The following is an 18,569-nucleotide window of genomic DNA, read 5'->3' on the forward strand; positions in this document are numbered from 1 at the left end:
TCATGCCAAAACAGGTCATTATTCCGCCGGGCACCACCACCCCTATCGCCCCGTTTGTTCCGGGCACGCTGGCTGACGGCGTGGTTTATGTCTCCGGCACGCTGCCGTTTGATGCCGACAATAACGTGGTGTTTGTTGGCGACCCAAAGGCGCAAACGCGCCACGTGCTGGAAACGATCAAACGCGTGATCGAGACCGCAGGTGGCACGATGGAGGATGTGACATTCAACAGCATCTTTATCACCGACTGGAAAAATTACGCCGCGATTAACGAAGTGTACGCCGAGTTTTTCCCCGGCGATAAACCGGCGCGTTTCTGCATTCAATGCGGCCTGGTGAAACCCGATGCACTGGTGGAGATCGCCACCGTTGCGCACATCGGTCAGTGAGGATGCCATGAAGCTAACCCTGAGCGATGCACCGTACGCAGGCGCGCCCATGGTGGTGTTGAGCGCCGGGTTGGGCGGTGCTGGCAGCTACTGGCTGGCGCAACTCGCGACGCTGGAAGCGCATTACCAGGTGGTGCGCTACGACCAGCGTGGAACCGGCAATAACCCGGCCACGCTGCCGGATGGTTATAGCATGCAGGCTATGGCAGCGGAGCTGTACCAGGCGCTGCAGGCGGAAGGCATCACCCGGTTTTGCCTTATCGGCCACGCGCTGGGCGCGCTGATTGGCCTGCAACTGGCGCTGGATTACCCGCAGGCGGTAAGCGGACTGGTGCTGGTGAATGGCTGGCTCCGGCTGAACGACCATACGCTTCGCTGTTTCCGCGTGCGTGAGCGGTTGCTGGCGGCGGGCGGCGCGGAAGCCTGGGTTCAGGCGCAACCGCTGTTCCTTTACCCGGCGGACTGGATGGCCGCTCATGCGCCCCGGATGGAAGCAGAGGAAGCGTTGGCGCTGGCGCATTTCCAGGGCACGGAGAATCTGTTGCGTCGCCTGGCGGCGCTAAAAAATGCCGACTTCAGCCGCCGTGCGCAAGAGATTCGCTGCCCGACAAACATCATTTGCGCGCGGGACGATCTGCTGGTGCCCTGGACCTGCTCCGCCGACCTGCAAGCAGCGATCCCCGGAAGCCGGTTACAGGTGATGGAACGCGGTGCGCATGCCTGCAATGTCACCGAAAGCGAAGACTTTAATACCCTTTTACTCGACGGGCTGCACAGCATGCTGCCCGTTCTGACTCTGGCTCAGAAGGAGAATTTATGAGCGAAGCCGTTAACCCTGCGGCGCTGGATACCCTGTTCAACCAGGCGCGCACCCACAATGGCTGGCTGGAACGGCCGGTTAGCGATGAGACGCTGCAACAGGTTTACGATCTGCTGAAAATGGGGCCGACCTCGGCCAACTGTAGCCCGGCGCGATTGGTGTTTATCCGCACGCCGGAAGGCAAAGAGAAGCTGCGTCCGGCGCTCTCCAGCGGCAATCTGGCAAAAACGCTCAGTGCGCCAGTAACGGCCATCGTTGCCTGGGACAGTGAATTTTATGAACAATTGCCGGTGCTGTTTCCCCATGGCGATGCGCGGAGCTGGTTCACCTCCAGCCCGCAACTGGCGGAGGAGACGGCATTTCGCAACAGTTCCATGCAGGCGGCTTACCTGATTTTTGCCTGTCGGGCGCTGGGGCTGGATACCGGCCCGATGTCCGGTTTCGATCGCGCCGTTGTCGATAGCGCATTTTTTGCCGACAGCACCTGGCGCAGCAATTTACTGGTCAATATTGGTTACGGCGATCCCGGCAAACTCTACGATCGCCTGCCGCGCTTGCCCTTTGCTGATGTCTGTCAGTTTGCATGAGGTTTAGGTTATGAGTATCGACAACACTACATTTCGCGACGCGATGGCCTGTGTCGGCGCGGCGGTCAACATTATCACTACCGATGGCCCGGCGGGCCGTGCCGGTTTCACTGCCAGCGCCGTGTGCAGTGTGACCGATTCACCACCGACGCTGCTGGTATGCCTTAACCGTTCGGCGTCCGTCTGGCCGGTATTCAGCAATAATCAGGCGCTGTGTGTGAATACGCTGGCGGCGGGACAGGAAGCTTTATCGAATCTGTTTGGCGGCAAAACGCCGATGGATGAACGCTTTGCCGCGGCACGCTGGCAGCAAGGCGAAACCGGTTGCCCGCGTCTGGCCGGTGCGCTGGCCTCGTTTGACTGCTATATCAGCCAGGTCGTGAGCGTCGGTACGCACGATATTCTGTTTTGCCAGATCGTTGATATTGCCCGCCATCCAACCCCGGAGGGGCTGGTGTGGTTTGACCGGCGCTATCACGCCCTGCCTGCTAACCTTCCGACTGTTTAACGCTGTTTTCAGGCGCTGGCAACGGCGCTTTTTTCTTTTTCAGCTTCAGTTCGCTGACCAGCACGCCCAGTACAATTAATGCCCCGCCGAACAGCGCCAGTAGCGGCAAACGCTCACCGGCCAGACGGCCAAATACGCCTGCCCACACCGGCTCGCCAGTGTAAATCACCGTCGCGCGTGTGGGCGATACGCTGCGCTGCGCCCAGTTCATGACCACCTGAATAATTGCGCTGAAGATCCCCAGCCCCAATGCGACCAGCAGCAACCCCGGCGACAGCGTCGGTACCGATTCGCCAGAAGGAATCATGGCGGCAAAGGAGACCAGCGAAGCCGTCAGTAGCTGCACCACCGTCACCCGCCGGACATCAACTTTCCCGGCCCATGCGCTGATCAGAATGATCTCGGCGGCAATCGCCACTGCGCTGGCAAGCGTAATGATCTCCCCTTTCCCCAGCGCCAGCATATTGCCTTCCGGCCCGGCCAGCAGTAACAGCCCGCTAAACGCCAGCGCGATCCCAATGCACGGCATCAACCCCGGCATCCGGCCCAGGCACAACCACTGCAACAGCGGCACCAGCGGAACATACATGGCGGTGATAAATGCCGATTTACTGCTGGGAATAAATTGCAGCCCCCAGGTTTGCAGGCTGTAGCCAAGGGCGATGGCGATACCGATCACCCCACCGGCTTTTATTTCCAGCCAGCTGATGCCGTTTAAGACTCGCAGCGAGAGGAGCGCCACGGCCAGACCAGCGGTGGCAAAACGCAAGCCAACAAAGAAAAACGGACCACTCATTGTCACGGCATACTGCACCGCAAGAAATGTTCCGCCCCAGAACAGGGTGATGAGGATCAGTAACGCTTCCTGGGGTTTGACGGAAAAGGCGTAACGAGAGAGGGACATAACACACCGACCTGAGGAAAAACCTGTAGTTTGCGTTGGCGCGACGGGTTGCGCAAGCGCAAAAAAAACCGCCGGGTTTCCCCGGCGGCGGGCATGGACGACAACCCAGCAGGTTGTCAGTATCGGACGTTAGCTTTCCCGGCTACCGTGACTATTTTTGCCCCCTTTTTTACCGGCTTCAGATGCGCGTTGGGGATCGTTTTTGAAATTACCCCCACTTTGCTGCCCACCTTTGCGGCCTGCTGCTGATGCTCTTTCACGGTCTTCAGCGAAGTTACCTGCTCCACCACGATGGTTTGCCATGTCTGACCTCCAGATAAGTGAAATGTTAGACATCATACTGCATTCAGTAAAAGAGGATTCTTTCACCTCACGACGTGAAGGCCGGGCCTTTATCTACGCCGTGTGGAACTAAGCTTAGTGGAACACAATCATTCATCCAGTGAATGGTAATATTCTGCAACAGCTTCCCGGCCCGAAACCCGATATTCCCTAAGCGAAACCGATAAGCCTCTCTTAACGCTCCAAAATAACGCTGCCGCAAATATGTGTCAGATTGTAAACGACAGCCGGATTGGGCTTAATTTGTTATTTATCATAGAAATGGCTCTCTTACTTGCACTCTGGCGATCACGTCATACGCTTAAGAAGGACGCAGCGATGTGCTGCCGAAATCAGCTAATCAGGAGTGATGCAAATGGCTAAAGTGTTGGTGCTTTATTATTCCATGTATGGACACATTGAAACGATGGCGCATGCAGTCGCGGAAGGCGCGCAGAAAGTGAATGGCGCAGAGGTGGTCATCAAACGTGTTCCTGAAACCATGCCTGGCGATCTGTTCTTAAAATCTGGCGGTAAAACGCAAAATGCCCCCGTCGCCACGCCGCAAGAGCTGGCCGACTACGACGCGATTATTTTCGGTACGCCAACCCGTTTCGGCAATATGTCCGGGCAAATGCGTACATTCCTCGACCAGACTGGCGGTTTATGGGCATCCGGCGCACTGTACGGCAAACTGGCCAGCGTCTTTAGTTCCACCGGTACGGGTGGCGGCCAGGAGCACACAATTTCCTCTACATGGACTACGCTTGCACATCATGGAATGGTCATCGTGCCGATTGGCTATGCCGCACAAGAGTTGTTTGATGTCTCGCAGGTTCGCGGCGGTACGCCTTATGGCGCAACCACTATTGCCGGTGGTGATGGTTCACGTCAGCCCAGCAGCGAAGAACTGTCAATTGCCCGTTACCAGGGCGAATATGTTGCTGGCCTGGCAGTAAAACTGAACGGCTAACCTTCATCAGGAGGAAACAGATGCCAACTCAAGAAGCGAAAGCCCATCGCGTCGGTGAATGGGCCAGTTTACGCAATACCTCGCCGGAGATCGCCGAGGCTATCTTTGAAGTCGCCGATTACGACGAAGTACTGGCAGAGAAAATCTGGGAAGAAGGCAGCGACGACGTGTTACTTCGCGCCTTTGATAAAACCGACAAAGATGAACTCTTCTGGGGTGAACAGACGATAGAACGGAAAAATGTGTAACCACTCGCGCCCCCGCCTTCGCGGGGGCTTTTTTTTATTTCGCAGCATCGCGCATCAGCGCATTAAATTTATCCACCGGGCAGAAACCATTGCTGTCTACCGGGCAGCCTTTTAGCGCCAGGGTAACGCGCTGCGCCGGGGAAGCCAGCGATAACGGCTCGGCGTTTCGCAGTTGTTCCGTACTCTGATAAACGTATTCAATTTTCATGACATCGCGTTTCCCCGCCGTGTCGTGCCAGCGCTGGAACACAATTTTGCCGCCAATAGGCGTACGCTCGTACTGGTTATGCAACTGGTAAGGCGCGAAATTGAGCGCGGTCAGCAGGGAGGCAATGTTGGAATCATGCCCGACCAGGACGGTGATTTTCGGCGCGCTACTTGCCTCTTCCACCAGCGTTTTGTCGAGGTATTTCACCAGAGGTTTCGCTACGTTGCGCGCCACTTCCGGCGAGGTGAACAGCGTGTCCTGATAACTGTTTTTCAGCTTCGACAATAGGCGCCACTGCGCGTCGCTTTTAATCTCTCCCCACGCGACCTGATCGAGCGGGAAACCTTCGTAATATTGCAGCGTAAAGGCATCCACCAGCGAATTACCGACTTTCAGCGGCCCGGACACGCCCGGTTCCTGCTGATATTTTGCGCTAAAGGTATCTTTCGCATCGGTGAGTGAGCACTGCTGTTTCTCTTTACAGGCCGGAGATGCGCGATAGTGCGTGATTTTTTCCAGCAACTGGTAACTCTCATTCAGCGCAAACTTCTGTCGTTGCGCTTCCATCGCGTTGACCGCCTGCTGACTGAATTCAGCCGAATCCTCGGTGATCACCGGATTAAAAGTGGGATCCATGGTGCCCATTTTTTCCTGATGATGAACCGGAACATCACAGCCAGGAAATGCGCCGTTGGTGAAGAACTGCGCCGTGGCAACCGTGCGTTGCAGGCTGTTGGCCCAGACGTAGACACTGTTCGCGGATGGACACTCTCCCGCTTTCAACAACTGCTCTTTGACCAGCCATTCGCGCATAAAATGGCCCATGTACACTTCCAGTACGCCGCCTTTGGTCGTCAACTCGCCGCCTGGTACGTCCCACTGCGGCCAGCGGTTCGGCGTCGATTGTTCCAGTATGCTGCCGTTATTGGCTAGCGGCGCACGCAGGTTGTGGCGGCTCATGATCAAAACCTGTTGTAATTGATACCCTTGTGGTATCTCCTGCGCCAACGCAACCGGTGCGGACATGGCAATGGTAATAGCGCTTACCCTGATCAGTTTTTTCATTCTTTTCCCTCATTTTTCACGGCCTGAAAGCAAGATTGTGACACATTTATGACGCTTCGCCGGGTACGGTTGTCCGGAGTGTGCACTGGCGCAAAAAGCGATGTTTTCACCGCCCTTCTGGTTTTATAATAAAACCATTAACCGGAGGATCCCCATGAAACGTACCCGTATTGAAGAGACCTTTTGCCCCGTTGCCCGTTCGCTGAACATTATCGGTGACTGGTGGTCACTGCTGATTGTGCGCGATGCGCTGGCCGGCGTTTCGCGTTTTGGTGAGTTTCAAAAAAGCCTCGGGATCGCCAAAAATATGCTCACCGCGCGGCTTAAGCTGCTGGTAGAAGAAGGAATATTACAGACCCAACCGGCATCTGATGGCAGCGCCTGGCAAGAGTATGTGCTGACCGAAAAAGGTCGCGCCCTGCAAACCGTGCTGGTCGCCCTGTCGCAATGGGGTAATGAGTGGTTGTTTACCCGCGGGGAACCCGCCAGCGTGCTGGTTGATGAGGCTTCACGTCGTCCATTGCGCAAACTGATGTTGCAGGCGGAAGATGGCCGCGAACTGCAACCGGAAGAGGTGGTATTGCGCGTCGCCAACAGCAAATAATCCACGTTTTCTTTCCCTGAAAATAAAACCGCATCTTTTGCCATCTAATTTGGTTGCATAATAAAACCATTTAGTCGATGCTGTAGTGGTTGCATGATAAAACCATTTACCTTCGAGGAATTGAAAATGACAACCACTGCTCTGATTACCGGCGCCTCTTCAGGGATCGGCGCAATCTATGCCGACCGTCTCGCTACCCGTGGCTACAACCTGTTGCTGGTTGCGCGCCGGGCCGATCGTTTGTCGGCGCTGGCGGCCGATCTTCATCAGCGTTATGGCGTACAAGTAGAGACACTGATAGCCGACCTTAGCCAGTCAGCAGATATTGCACGCGTGGAAACCGTGCTGCGCGAGAACGCAGACATCGATTTTCTGGTCAACAATGCCGGTGCCGCGAACATGGCGTCGTTTCTCTCTTCAAGCGCTGAAGAGCATGAAGCCATTCATACGCTGAATACCACCGCGCTGATGCGCCTGACGCTGGCGGCACTGCCGCGCTTTGTCGAAAATGATCGTGGTGCCATTATCAATATCGCTTCAGTCCTTGCTTTTCACGCTCGTGCAGACAGCGCCTTGTACAGCGCCACCAAAGCCTGGGTGCTCAATTTCACCCGTGGTTTGCAGGAAGAGTTTGCTGACAGCCATGTGCGTATTCAGGCCGTATTGCCTGCGGCAACAGCCACGGAAATTTGGGGCCATTCCGGCGTTACACTGGATATGCTGCCGGAAGGTTCCGTGATGACCACCGAAAACCTGGTGGATGCCGCCCTGACGGGGTTTGATCAAGGGGAGTTAGTGACCGTACCGCCGGTGGAAGATTTGCAGCTGTGGCACAATTTTGATGAAGCCCGGCTGGCTCTGTATAGCGCCTCACGCAATGGCAAACCGGCTTCCCGTTATACGCTGTAATGTTATCCGGGAGCCACTAACGGCTCCCATCAAGGTTTAGTAAAAGCTTGCCTGCGTGGTGACGGTCATATTCGGCATCGGCGCCGGTTGCCCTTTCTCGGGCGTAACCGTGACATGGCACAGCGTAGGAACATGCTGCTTATCATACTGGCAAGCATTTGTTGCGCGAAAACCGGGCTGGTAAGCCGATTGATTCACCAGTGTGTAATCGACCGGCTTATTAGCGCTATCCGGGTAGGCCACGCTATTTGAACTGGCAAGCATACCCGAGGCATAAAATTCCGCTTTGATTAAATTCCCTTCCGCATCATAAAAATGATCCACAATCTTCTGCTCCCCCAGCATGACAGACTTCAGTTGGCCTTGCGCATTGGTGACGAAATCCAGATGGCCTGCACTGTCATCGCGGCTCAGCAGATTGCATTTGCTGTCGAGGGTGAATGACAGGGGTTTCCCGTTCTGGGTGCCTTTCAGCGTGTTTCCCTCTTTCACTAACACCGTCTGCATACGATTTACTTTATCGGTGCTGTTCAGCGTTTGAACGCAGCCATCAGCGGAGAGCGTCATGCTGAGTTGATACACGGCTTCACCTTTATCATTGACCGCTGAAGTATTCAGCGACTTAACGTGACCAACCACGGGGTTGAAATCCATCAGCGTTGAGAGGTTTAAAAGAACCGGGTTGTAGGCTTGCTGTGCGCTGGCGGCCGTCGCGGCCAGACCGAGCGCGCCAGCCAGCAAATAAGGAGAGATTTTCACTTTCGCCATCCTGTGACGTAAAGCGTCGAGGTTATCAAATATCAGTCGCTTAGCAAGCACAGCGGCAACCCGCGCTGCGCTTGCTGCGTTTTCTAATAATCCGTTGCTTCGCCAGCGCCTTTCCAGCGAGCAAGATCCTGGCTGACCGCGCTGATTTTCTCCTGCGCCAGCTGATGGGCAATCTTACCGGAGAAAAGATGCAGCGGCGGCGCGCTGACGCTTGCGGCCTGGATCATCAACAGCGCCAGCTTTTCCGGATCGCCGGCCTGTTTGCCATCAAGCTCGTTGAGGTGCAAATCCAGCGAAGCCTGCGCAGCGCGATAGGCTGGCGGCGTGTGTGAAGCCGCCTTCAGGCTCGCATCGGAGAGAAACCCGGTGCGAACCGGACCAGGGTAGACAACCGTCGCCGTGATCCCTAATTCGGCCACTTCGGCGGCCAGCGCCTCCGTTAAGCCAGCCAGGGCAAATTTGCTGGCAACGTAGCTGCCCCACCCCGCATAGCCGCCCTGAAAACCGACGATCGAAGCAATGTTGAAAATATGCCCGCGTTGCTGCTCACGTAAATGGGGTAAGACATGGCGAATGACATGCAGCGGCGCGAAAACATTAATGTCAAAGTTATCGCGCAGCTCGGCATCACTCAGTGTTTCCAGCGCGCCATACTGCCCGTAACCCGCATTATTGACCACCACATCGATACGGCCGAACCGGTCAATCGTTTTCCCGATTGCCGACTGTACGCTGGCTTCCGATCGCAAATCGACCTCCAGCGGCAAAAAGCACTCGCTCTGCGCCTCTGGCACATGTTGCAGGTTTTGCAGCGTACGCGATGTGGCGGCGACGGATTCTCCCCGTGCCAGCAACTGGCGCGCCAGCGATAATCCCACGCCTCGCGCTGCGCCAGTGATAAACCAGACTTTTTTATCCATCTGCGCCTCCTCAATATGGGCTTTGTGTTGGGCGAACAATCATTTCGCTGACATCGACGCCATCCGGCTGTGCGATAGCCCACGCAATCGCTTTGGCAATGGCATCTGCGGGCAGCGCAATGCGGCGAAATTCCTGCATCGCCGTTTTTGTGTCGTCATCCGTGATGTGATCGGCCAGTTCCGATTCCACCACGCCGGGACTGATGACGGTAACGCGGATCGTTTCCGTCTCCTGGCGCAATCCGTCAGAGATGGCGCGAACGGCGAATTTACTGGCGCAATAGACCGCTGATGAGGGGAAAACGGTATGTGCGCCAATTGACGCCACATTAATGATCTGCCCGCCGCCCTGTTGTTCCATAACCGGCAGCACCGCAGCAATACCGTTGAGGACGCCGTGCACATTGACATCGAGGGTTTGTCGCCACTCATCCAGTTTCCGCGCTGCCAGCGGCGAGAGTGGCATAACGCCGGCGTTATTGATCAGCACATCGATTCGTCCGTAGTTCGACAGGGCAAAATCCGCCATCTGTTGCAGGTCGCCAGCCTCTGTCACATCTACCTGCAACGCGTCGATATTGCCCAGCTCCTCCTGCAGACGCTGTAGCTTTGCCAGCCGCCGGGCACCGATAATCAAATGATGCCCTTCCTGCACCAGCCGCCGCACGGTGGCTTCACCAATACCGCTACTGGCTCCGGTCAGCAGGATAATTTTGCGCTTCGTCATAAGGTGATCTCCTGTGTTGTGTCACCAGCAACAGAGTAGGCGGCGAGGAAGAGGCAAAACAGGCCTATTATTCTCCGATGATTGCCTGTTCCTCTTCACCCTGTTCACGTAACGGGCGAAAAACGGCAGAATGGTTGCTTAATTATGATGAGGAGAGAAGCAATGCACACTGAAATGGTGTCGCTGCTCCGCAGCCTGGCGCCCAACGAGGGTTACACCTGTTCGCGGCTGGAAACGGTACGCTTCATGCGCTCGGATCGCCCGTTGGGCCGCACGCCGGTGGTCTATGAGCCGGGCATAGTGATTGTCTGCCAGGGCCATAAACGCGGTTATCTGGCCGACCGGGTCTACCACTACGATAAGCAACATTACCTGGTGCTTTCGGTGCCGCTGCCTTTTTCTACCGAAACAGAGGCCAGCGCAGAAGAACCGCTGCTGGCTATTGCCGTACGGCTGGAGATGACGGTTTTGCTGGAGTTAATGAGTGAACTGGAGCAGTCAGCCATATCTGCCGCCACCGCGCCGGAAGGGATCATTTCTACGCCGCTGGAACCCGAATTGGCGGATACCACGCTTCGGTTGCTGCGCGCGCTGGCATCGCCGCAGGAGGCTAAAATCCTTGGCCCGCAGATCGTTCGCGAACTGTATTACCGGGTTTTGATGGGCGCGCGAGGCGGCGCGATCCGGGCCGCGCTGGCCAGCCAGGGACAGTTCGCCGCCATCTCTCGCGTCCTGCAGCGCATCCACACAGAGTTTCCGCAACCGCTGCATGTCACCCGGCTTGCAAACGATATCGGTTTAAGCGTGCCAGCCTTCCATAAACACTTTAAAGCCGTGACCGGGACTTCACCGCTGCAATACATCAAATCGGTTCGGCTTAACCAGGCACGGCTGATGATGATCCGCGATAATCTGACCGCCGCAGGCGCAGCATTCCGCGTTGGTTATGAAAGCCCCTCGCAGTTTAATCGTGAATTCCGCCGTCTGTTTGGCCGCAGCCCCGGCGAAGAGGCGAAAGAGATGAAAGCGGCATTTTCACTGTTTCCACCGATATAAGTCATGATGAGGGTTTCCACAACTCAACGCAGTTGCGCCCACGTTTCTTGGCAATATAGAGCGCCTCATCCGCCGCCTGAATTAACCGTTCGTAGTCCGGATGACCGCTAAACATTGCCGCTCCGATGGAGAGCGAAAGCGGAATCGTCTGGCCATCGGGCGATTTGATCACGGTTTTTTCGACGCGTGAACGGATGCGTTCAGCAATACGTGTCGTATCAAATTCGGAAGCCTCAGTTAAGACGATCACGAATTCGTCCCCGCCATAGCGAAATACATAATCATTGCTGCGCACATTGTCATAAAAGGCCGCTGACACTTTGCGCAAAATTTCGTCCCCGGTATGGTGTCCCCAGGTATCGTTAATTTGCTTAAATTTATCCACATCAATAACCAGCACCGACAAGAAAGTGGAGGCCCGTTTTGCCTGGGCGATTTCACGTTTGAAAATAGTCGGTAAAAAACGACGATTGAGCAGGCGTGTTAGTACATCCATCCCCACTTCATGACGGGAGACTTCCTCAAAAAGTTCACGCAGCAATGTACTGATTTGCGACACATTTTTTCTAAGCTGAATAAGGAATTTGGTGCGCAGGCTGCGGTTACTTAAGGCTTTGGACGTTTCACGAGTATTACGGAAGACTTCGTCTATATCCTGAATTAACCGGGAAATATGACCGGCCTCGGCAATACCACTGAAATAATGGCGCCCTTTATGGTTAAACCATAAACCAAAATCCGCCTGGCTCAGGGACAGGCTATTCCCTAAATCGGCATCAAGGACAATTCGGTAGACCAGATCGATTTCCCACGCTAATAACGAGGCAATTTGTCGCTCTTTCTCTTCTTCAGCATTTTCCAGCAAAGAGAAGATACGGTAGTTTTCATCCTCTTTTGACGCATTATGCTCAGTGAACGAGAAGGCGCGTGACATCACTTCCATCGCCAGATCGATACTATTTATTGTGAAATGGTAGACTTGCAGTTTTTCTGCCGGTGCATAATCGTCAGAATTAATCACCGGGTAAAGGAGCTTCTTAAGCACCCGAAACCCCATCTCTACCAGCTCGACGGAAATGCCAATGCGCGCATGAACCGCAGCAATTGTTTGTTGCACTTCGATCAACCGCTCTACGTCACCTACCTGGCATGCAAGTACTTCTTCAATCCAACGGGCAAGCGCAGCTTTAAGCTGTCTTTCTACCTGCTCATTAGACAAAAATTCCGCCGCTTGCGAATCGGTTAGTACAACGGTGTAGAATTCCTGGCTCAGCTGTCGTGCATGATTCTTCCCAACTTCAGCGGCGATAAGGCGAATGCGTTCATCTGTTCTCTCGAGTAAATTGACCCACTCAGCCTTCATGTTCTTAAGGTAAGTCTCCATCATTCAAATCCTTACGGTAGTAGATGCTGCTCTTGCCCGTTACCGTCAGCGCGCAGTTGTCGTCGTTATCTGCACATAATCATCGCTGGAAAACTTTGCTTGCGGTTATGGTTCCTTTCACCTTCGTGATTAAGACTTAAAAACCACAAATGCGATCAATTAAGGCATAAAACACCAACCACAGGCAGTCAATAAACCAAAAATACCATTTATTACCTGTCAGTACCGACGCAAGTAACACGTCACAGGAAGTATAGTCTGTCTGATGATGCACATCATTGTGCAGATTCTTATTTACCGCAGAAACGAGTTAAGGTTGATTTAAGATTATTTAATTATCCGAAATAAAAAAACATAATTAGAATTGCAGGATATAAATTTTATTTCCCGACAATTCTTTTCGGTATTCCAAAATATGAAAATATACTCCATCAGTGAAGATGCTTATCTTCAACATGGCATCATGTCTTTTGCCAACACATTAAATATCGAAATAATCGAACATAAACTTAATGCGGCATTGATTAATAATTTATCTTTCGACGATATTGTTATCCTTCACCTTGATATAAAAAGCAACTCCTGTGCATGGGCTATATCAACGCTCAATAAAACCTGTAAGCTTTTAGTAATTATGCGCAGCGCGCGTAATATTGTTATTGATGAAGCCGATGAGGTATTGAAATCAAGAGTATCTCTTACTGAATTTAGCCAGGCACTGCAGCGAATCATCAAAAAACAAAAAAATCCAACACCGAAAGACAATCACCTGAGCGATATCGAATATATTATTATCAATGAGTCACTGAAAGGTAAAAACATTGATCTTATCGCCAATACACTGAATATACCGCCTAAAAAAGTCTATGCCTATCGTAATAAAGCCTGTAAAAAACTAGGGGGCAAAAAAATTAGCGATTTGCTGCTAATAAGAGAGAGTCTGCTTGCTGAATCCAGCGCCTTCTTCGCTCCCTCAGCCACCAGCATGGCAATGATGTAATCACCTAAAAAGTCACTCCGCCTGTAGCCCCTTATGGCTCCAGGCGGATATTTACCAGTACTCGCCTCTCTGTACCATCTTCTGGCCACGCATCAAATCTGAAGCCATCGCTACCATAATATACCAACCAGATGCAGCCACGCGGCTGCTTACGCCTTTCTACCATGAGCTATACAACCACCATGAGGTATATTACCGATAGTAATTGGTTGCGATTGGTGCGTTCAGGAAAGTGTCCTGCGGGTTAATAGCAGTATGTCAGGCAATGTTTATCCTGATAAAGGACGCCACGCTCCGGAAATATCACAGAGTGGCATTGCAGAATTCAGCGCTAAATGAAGGCTGTCATACTAAACGACATGGTGCGCTAAGGCCTGCTGGCCGTTTACGAACTATTTTGAGAAGGGTTTTCGAACAGAGGTATGAGTGGGTTTACCCGATATGATTGCAATAGCTGAGGATAAAATGCCCAACGATCACGAATGTTTGCTTGCTGAGTTCCCCCTGTCAGGGTGAAATTCTCAGACGCGGCTAAACAGAATGTCTGGGCATCTTATCTTTGTTATTTATATTTGCTGGCCAATATTTTAGACGTGCATCTATATGTACACAGATTAAAAAACAGTTTCCGGCAAGACTCCTCACGCTCCTGAGAAAAGGAACAAACGATACTGGCTATAAACCATCTCATTATAAACGTTATTTTTTGATAACTATTTGTCTCCGTGCCAATAGAAATGCGGAAACTGGATCGCGAGATTAATTAACGCATCACCATACCACCATCGATGACAATCGTTTGACCAACAATATAGCTGGAAGCTGATGAGCTTAAGTAAACGATAGTATTGGCGACTTCTGTGCTGCGACCCATGCGCTGTAAGGGAATCGAGTCCGTCATCTCACGGACCAGGGAGCGAGGGAGCTCTTTCCCGCTCGATGACTCAATCATGCCAGGCGCAACAGCATTTACCCGAATGCCCTGCGGCGCGAGTTCTGCCGCCAGCGTACGCGTGAAGGCCAGCAGAGCGGCGTTGGAAGCGCTGTAGTTAATCTGTCCCACCGCTGGAATAATGGCGGTAATTGACGCCACATTAATAACCGACGCATTCTCAGCACTTCTGAGCAGCCTCAGCATCTCTTTTGTCAATCTGAAGGTATTAAACATATTACCGTCGATTGTTGAGCTGAAGTCATCAAAACTCATAGATGCAAAGAGATTATCGTTAACCACGTTGGCATTGTTTACCAGTACATCCACTTTCCCGGCTTCACTGGTCAAACGGGCACCGATTGCCACCACCGCCTCAGGATCCGCAAGATTGCAGTGAACAATATGCAGGTTCTGCCCCTCGGGATGTTCTGCTTTCAGCGCGTGCAGTTGTTCGGCACAGGTTTCATGCAGTGCATAAACCACTGCATGCTGCTCCAGATATTGCTGGCAGATTGCGCGACCAGTATCGCCATTTGCCCCGGAAACTAATACGGTTTTATTTTTCAGATCGCTATATTTGTACATAACTTGCTCCATCCTTAGAGTGGCTACGAAAGATTAATATTTAAGAAACAGATTTCTGATACTCACATCGCCAGATTCCGCTGGCGATGTGAGTTGATATTACTTACAACCCTACGAGGGTACCTGCGCCGATGACTTTGTCAGCCTCCAGCACCAGCCCTTTACTACCACCAAGAGATGCTTTGTTACCGCTATTATTTACAGTTTGAGCCGTAATTGATGCATACCCTTCGGTGACCATTTTGCTTGTGTTGGTGATAGTGCCGCCGGCATTGAGAATTAACTCATCGCTGGCAAGCACATTACCTTTATTGTTGATATCAGTAGCAACGTTGATGTTTGTTACCTTACCCGAGATCTTACCCGCAACCGCATTCGTCAGGCTACCATTGGTGTCGATAATTAAATCAGATGCAGCAATGATATCCATGTTGTTAGTGAAACCATCAATGGCCCTGATAGTTAATGCCTTATCAGCGGAAATGGATTTATTGTTCGTCAATTTACCCGCCACGCTAATAACGGCATCACCTTTTGCGCTGATCCAGCCGCTATTGGTAAAATTGCCTTTGATCAGTAAATCCATTTTCTGAGCTGACGAAATAATACCCGCAGCGCTATTATTACTGAGCGAACCCGAACCTGTATTTGACAAAGTGTCTACATCGATCGACAGATTCCCTATTGCCGCAATGATGCCATTATTATTTTTTAAGCTCTTCGTCATAATCGACATATCAGCAAGGCTTGCCATATAACCACGATCGTTAATGATGCGGTCATTAACATTCAATGATAATGGCCCCTTTTCGGCAATGATGCTGCTATAGTTGTTTTTGACATTTCTGGCAGTGATACTGATACCATCACGGCCATATATTCCGCCTGTAAGCGAACCTGCATTTATATTACTACCAAAACCGTTAGTGAAATCATCCCCGTATCGGTTATCGATTTCAGAAAGCGCATTGATGCTGAGTTTTTTATTGGCGTTAATCAATCCTGCCACGTTATATACATTAGATGCGGAGGTTATATCTACGTTATTTCCTGACAGAATTCCACCCATATTGTCCAGCGCTTTCACCTTCACCGCGACATCCCCTTCAGCAGAGACGATAAGGCCGGTTGAGTTATCCAGCATGCCGCTAAGTTCAATATTTACGCCTTTTTTCCCGACAAGCATACCTTTCCAGGAGCTATTAGCTAAAGACGCAGCATCAACAAAAACGGTGCTATCACTGTGAATACGGCCACTGTAGTTATCTATCGCAGCGGCACTGGAGAGAATGACGTTGCCCATTGCAGAAATATTGCCGTAAACATTCACCAGTTCACTATTGCTTTCAACAATAACACTCCCTGTTGAATTGAGAGCTCCTCGCATATTATTGACCGAGCTGGCTATGATTTTTATGTCGCCAGCATCAGCCTGTACGCCCATTGCGGCGGAGTTATTAACGTCCGTCGAAAGAGTGTCACGGTTCGAGAACGCCTTCTGTGCAGCAATTTCAATCTGACCCTGACGGGAATGAATCAAACCACGGCTGTTATCAATATTCCCGGCACTGATCAATTGCACATCATTGATTGCATCAATAGCACCGCTGGCATTATTAACAACAGTGGATTCAACGACTATCGAGTTACCCGTGATTCGGCCTTTGCTGTTATTCAGGGTAGCCGTTTTGAGCATCACAGTTCCCCCGTGGATAACACTTTCATTTGCGGTTCCCGAATTGGTCAATATTCTATTATGGGTATTTATGACCAGTTGACCATTGGACATGATTTTGCCATTGCTGTTATTGAATTCACCGCTGCTAATATCAATGTCCGACAATGAGCTAATATTCCCTGCTTTGCTGTTATTAATCGAATGGGTAATCGTGTCGATCGAGATTTTCCCGATACCGCGTAACGTCCCTGACTCGTTGTTCAGCGAACCGTTCGTCCTGACAGAAAGATTCCCTTCGGAAGTGATTGCTGCGTCAATATTCACCAGGCGACCATAGTTGTCGATCGCCACTCCCTGGGCTCCACCCGCGACAATGCCTGAATTACGTACACCAACCCCACTTTCAGTACTGACCAGCGTTATTCGATTAGCGTACATTCCGCCAACTTCAGTAATATCGATGCCATAGGCATTTTTCGCGCCGCTGCCGGTTACCGTTCCGATCGCCTGTGCTTTCGTGTTCACGTAGTTATTACCAGCAATAACGGTAAGTTGATCGGCACGGATCTCGCCGTTAACCACAACTGAACGCGCCAGAATCTCAGTTGGCGAGTCGCTGGTGATCTCTTTTACACCCAGGGTGCCACCCGCAACGGAATACCCTTTCAGCTCACCTTGCTTAATGTCAGCCCTGCCGGTTGTCAGAGTGGTTTTTTCCGTGTTGATAAAACCACTATTATTAACCGTAATGCCATTCGGGTTGGCGATGATCAGGTGCGCTTTATCGCCCGCCACTTCCATTTTTCCGTCAATAACACTTTTGTTGTTTGACGTCACTTCATTCAGAATAATTTTTGCCGAACCCGCAGCCAGATTGGCGTTGCCTGCAATACGCCCGGCCAAAGTCGTTTCAACATCTTTGGCACTGTTATTAAATATCAGCCCTTCTTTATCCACATTAAGCTGATCATAAATATTATGGGAGATACCATTGCTATTGGCAGTATTGATATTTATAACCGGAACACCGTTTACATTGACTATTTTACCGCCGGGGATACTGACAGATGCGGCCTGCGCGAGAACAGGCAGTGCCAGAAAGACAGACACGGCGAGCGGGGTCAATTTAACCATTCCACGTTTATTTTTGTTAATTCCCATTATTCATCCGATAATATTTAACATTGAGTCATAAAAAATATATATGTGTAATCACTAACTATTAGCACATGTATTGCACCTGTCATTTACTGCTAATCGGCAATAAATCTGTTTTTATTTTTCGGTAATCAAATTATCTCGTCTGGCAAAGATGACGTTACTATGCCAGGCGTAGACAGTGGTTCCGTTCGCTATAAAAGAAGCGATCTTTTTTAGCGCCACTGTATAAACCTTCATACATACTTTAAAGTGCAACATTGAGCGTGAAGCCATATCAGCAATAAATAGTTTTATCTTTTATTTCACTCAGAAAGAACCGGATACGTGATAAACCGGAAGCATGTCTGAATATATTCATTATTCGCTCAGGAAGAATAAAGACAAGTGAACTAGTCTTAAACATGCCTTCAACATCATTACATTGCCCTCTCCTCTGCACCAGTAATTACCGCATTTAATCAGCACGATATTATCCCTGGCAGCGAGGATCGGTAGGTTAAGATCTTATTTACGCTAATTAACTTGCCTGATCGCTATCGATTATATTTTCTTCCATATACTAAACAAAACCATCTTCGTCAATGATTGAGGGTAGCAATGATACTTTTTACTCTGCAGTCGTAAGATTTATTTTATAATAGAATACGACTCCCCATAATTATCCCTCTCACTTTTGACTTCCCATCGTGCCATTTATTTACATAAAAGCATCCGTCTGCAAATAGCATTTATAAAAAATATAATCATGCATGAATTATTTACCCCCCTCTTAGGCAGCTTGCTCACTGGTCTAATCTTATACCTCATCACTAAATATGAA

19 protein-coding genes are annotated in these 18,569 nt (G+C 51.1%); 10 read left to right on the forward strand and 9 right to left on the reverse strand.

The genetic code is table 11. The annotated features are described in order from the left end of the window. Window positions 1-2: 2 nt before the first annotated feature. Genes rutC through rutF form a run of 4 tightly spaced genes read left to right on the forward strand, consistent with a single transcriptional unit; the run spans window position 3 to window position 2,304 of the window. Window positions 3-389 (forward strand): pyrimidine utilization protein C, encoded by a 387-nt coding sequence (gene rutC / locus AWR26_RS16085; RefSeq protein WP_007374329.1) that lies wholly within the window; start codon window positions 3-5, stop codon window positions 387-389. A gap of 7 nt (window positions 390-396) precedes the next feature. Beyond that, the gene (gene rutD / locus AWR26_RS16090) at window positions 397-1,209 is read left to right on the forward strand and encodes a pyrimidine utilization protein D (protein WP_064567327.1); all 813 of its coding nucleotides are present in this window, start codon (window positions 397-399) and stop codon (window positions 1,207-1,209) included. Beyond that, window positions 1,206-1,796 (forward strand): malonic semialdehyde reductase, encoded by a 591-nt coding sequence (locus tag AWR26_RS16095; RefSeq protein WP_064567329.1) that lies wholly within the window; start codon window positions 1,206-1,208, stop codon window positions 1,794-1,796. The genes rutD and AWR26_RS16095 overlap by 4 nt, the downstream gene beginning before the upstream one ends. Window positions 1,797-1,806: 10 nt before the next feature. After that, on the forward strand, window positions 1,807-2,304 hold the full coding sequence (gene rutF / locus AWR26_RS16100; RefSeq protein ID WP_064567331.1) for an NADH-dependent FMN reductase RutF: 498 nt from the start codon (window positions 1,807-1,809) through the stop codon (window positions 2,302-2,304). Here rutF and AWR26_RS16105 read toward each other — a convergent pair. Both AWR26_RS16105 and AWR26_RS16110 read right to left on the reverse strand, forming a co-directional pair. Then, window positions 2,285-3,208 (reverse strand): DMT family transporter, encoded by a 924-nt coding sequence (locus AWR26_RS16105; protein WP_064567333.1) that lies wholly within the window; start codon window positions 3,206-3,208, stop codon window positions 2,285-2,287. The genes rutF and AWR26_RS16105 overlap by 20 nt on opposite strands. A gap of 129 nt (window positions 3,209-3,337) precedes the next feature. Continuing rightward, on the reverse strand, window positions 3,338-3,511 hold the full coding sequence (locus tag AWR26_RS16110; protein ID WP_071532050.1) for a con-10 family general stress protein: 174 nt from the start codon (window positions 3,509-3,511) through the stop codon (window positions 3,338-3,340). Between the two features lie 394 nt (window positions 3,512-3,905). Between AWR26_RS16110 and wrbA the strand changes: the two genes are divergently transcribed. Continuing rightward, the gene (wrbA, locus tag AWR26_RS16115; protein WP_064567335.1) at window positions 3,906-4,502 is read left to right on the forward strand and encodes an NAD(P)H:quinone oxidoreductase; all 597 of its coding nucleotides are present in this window, start codon (window positions 3,906-3,908) and stop codon (window positions 4,500-4,502) included. Between the two features lie 20 nt (window positions 4,503-4,522). Beyond that, complete coding sequence (locus AWR26_RS16120) at window positions 4,523-4,750, forward strand: YccJ family protein (RefSeq protein WP_007374322.1); 228 nt, start codon at window positions 4,523-4,525, stop codon at window positions 4,748-4,750. Window positions 4,751-4,784: 34 nt separating this feature from the next. Here AWR26_RS16120 and agp read toward each other — a convergent pair whose 3' ends face one another. After that, window positions 4,785-6,023: a bifunctional glucose-1-phosphatase/inositol phosphatase gene (gene agp, locus AWR26_RS16125; protein ID WP_064567337.1), complete on the reverse strand. Its 1,239-nt coding sequence runs from the start codon at window positions 6,021-6,023 to the stop codon at window positions 4,785-4,787. A gap of 154 nt (window positions 6,024-6,177) precedes the next feature. On the opposite strand from agp, the gene AWR26_RS16130 reads away from it, so the two are divergent. Together AWR26_RS16130 and AWR26_RS16135 are read left to right on the forward strand one after the other, a co-directional pair. Next, entirely contained in the window at window positions 6,178-6,627 is a 450-nt protein-coding gene (locus AWR26_RS16130) for a winged helix-turn-helix transcriptional regulator (RefSeq protein ID WP_064567339.1), read from the forward strand. 126 nt (window positions 6,628-6,753) lie between these two features. Beyond that, window positions 6,754-7,536: an SDR family NAD(P)-dependent oxidoreductase gene (locus tag AWR26_RS16135; protein WP_064567342.1), complete on the forward strand. Its 783-nt coding sequence runs from the start codon at window positions 6,754-6,756 to the stop codon at window positions 7,534-7,536. 36 nt (window positions 7,537-7,572) lie between these two features. On the opposite strand, the gene AWR26_RS16140 is transcribed toward AWR26_RS16135, so the two are convergent. From AWR26_RS16140 to AWR26_RS16150, 3 genes are all read right to left on the reverse strand, one after another. Then, window positions 7,573-8,295 (reverse strand): YnfC family lipoprotein, encoded by a 723-nt coding sequence (locus AWR26_RS16140; protein ID WP_064567345.1) that lies wholly within the window; start codon window positions 8,293-8,295, stop codon window positions 7,573-7,575. A 92-nt stretch (window positions 8,296-8,387) separates the two neighbouring features. Then, window positions 8,388-9,224 (reverse strand): SDR family oxidoreductase, encoded by an 837-nt coding sequence (locus AWR26_RS16145; protein ID WP_064567351.1) that lies wholly within the window; start codon window positions 9,222-9,224, stop codon window positions 8,388-8,390. A gap of 10 nt (window positions 9,225-9,234) precedes the next feature. Then, window positions 9,235-9,951: an SDR family oxidoreductase gene (locus AWR26_RS16150; RefSeq protein ID WP_064567353.1), complete on the reverse strand. Its 717-nt coding sequence runs from the start codon at window positions 9,949-9,951 to the stop codon at window positions 9,235-9,237. A gap of 162 nt (window positions 9,952-10,113) precedes the next feature. Here AWR26_RS16150 and AWR26_RS16155 point away from each other — a divergent pair, with 162 nt between their 5' ends. Beyond that, window positions 10,114-11,007, forward strand: coding sequence for an AraC family transcriptional regulator (locus AWR26_RS16155; protein ID WP_244256197.1), 894 nt, complete (start codon window positions 10,114-10,116; stop codon window positions 11,005-11,007). 1 nt (window position 11,008) lies between these two features. Here the strand turns inward: AWR26_RS16155 and AWR26_RS16160 are convergent, their stop codons facing one another. Continuing rightward, window positions 11,009-12,391, reverse strand: a complete 1,383-nt coding sequence (locus AWR26_RS16160; protein WP_064567355.1) for a diguanylate cyclase — start codon at window positions 12,389-12,391, stop codon at window positions 11,009-11,011. A 415-nt stretch (window positions 12,392-12,806) separates the two neighbouring features. Here AWR26_RS16160 and AWR26_RS16165 point away from each other — a divergent pair, with 415 nt between their 5' ends. Next, window positions 12,807-13,391 carry a helix-turn-helix transcriptional regulator gene (locus AWR26_RS16165; protein ID WP_064567357.1) on the forward strand — a complete coding sequence of 195 codons (585 nt, stop codon included), beginning with the start codon at window positions 12,807-12,809 and terminating at the stop codon, window positions 13,389-13,391. 763 nt (window positions 13,392-14,154) lie between these two features. Here the strand turns inward: AWR26_RS16165 and AWR26_RS16170 are convergent. Both AWR26_RS16170 and AWR26_RS16175 read right to left on the reverse strand, forming a co-directional pair. Then, on the reverse strand, window positions 14,155-14,910 hold the full coding sequence (locus AWR26_RS16170) for an SDR family NAD(P)-dependent oxidoreductase (protein WP_064567359.1): 756 nt from the start codon (window positions 14,908-14,910) through the stop codon (window positions 14,155-14,157). Between the two features lie 103 nt (window positions 14,911-15,013). Then, window positions 15,014-17,749 (reverse strand): two-partner secretion domain-containing protein, encoded by a 2,736-nt coding sequence (locus tag AWR26_RS16175; protein ID WP_064567361.1) that lies wholly within the window; start codon window positions 17,747-17,749, stop codon window positions 15,014-15,016. Window positions 17,750-18,569 lie beyond the last annotated feature (820 nt).

The organism is Kosakonia oryzae (assembly GCF_001658025.2).
In the GTDB taxonomy this organism is placed as follows: Bacteria; Pseudomonadota; Gammaproteobacteria; order Enterobacterales; family Enterobacteriaceae; genus Kosakonia; species Kosakonia oryzae.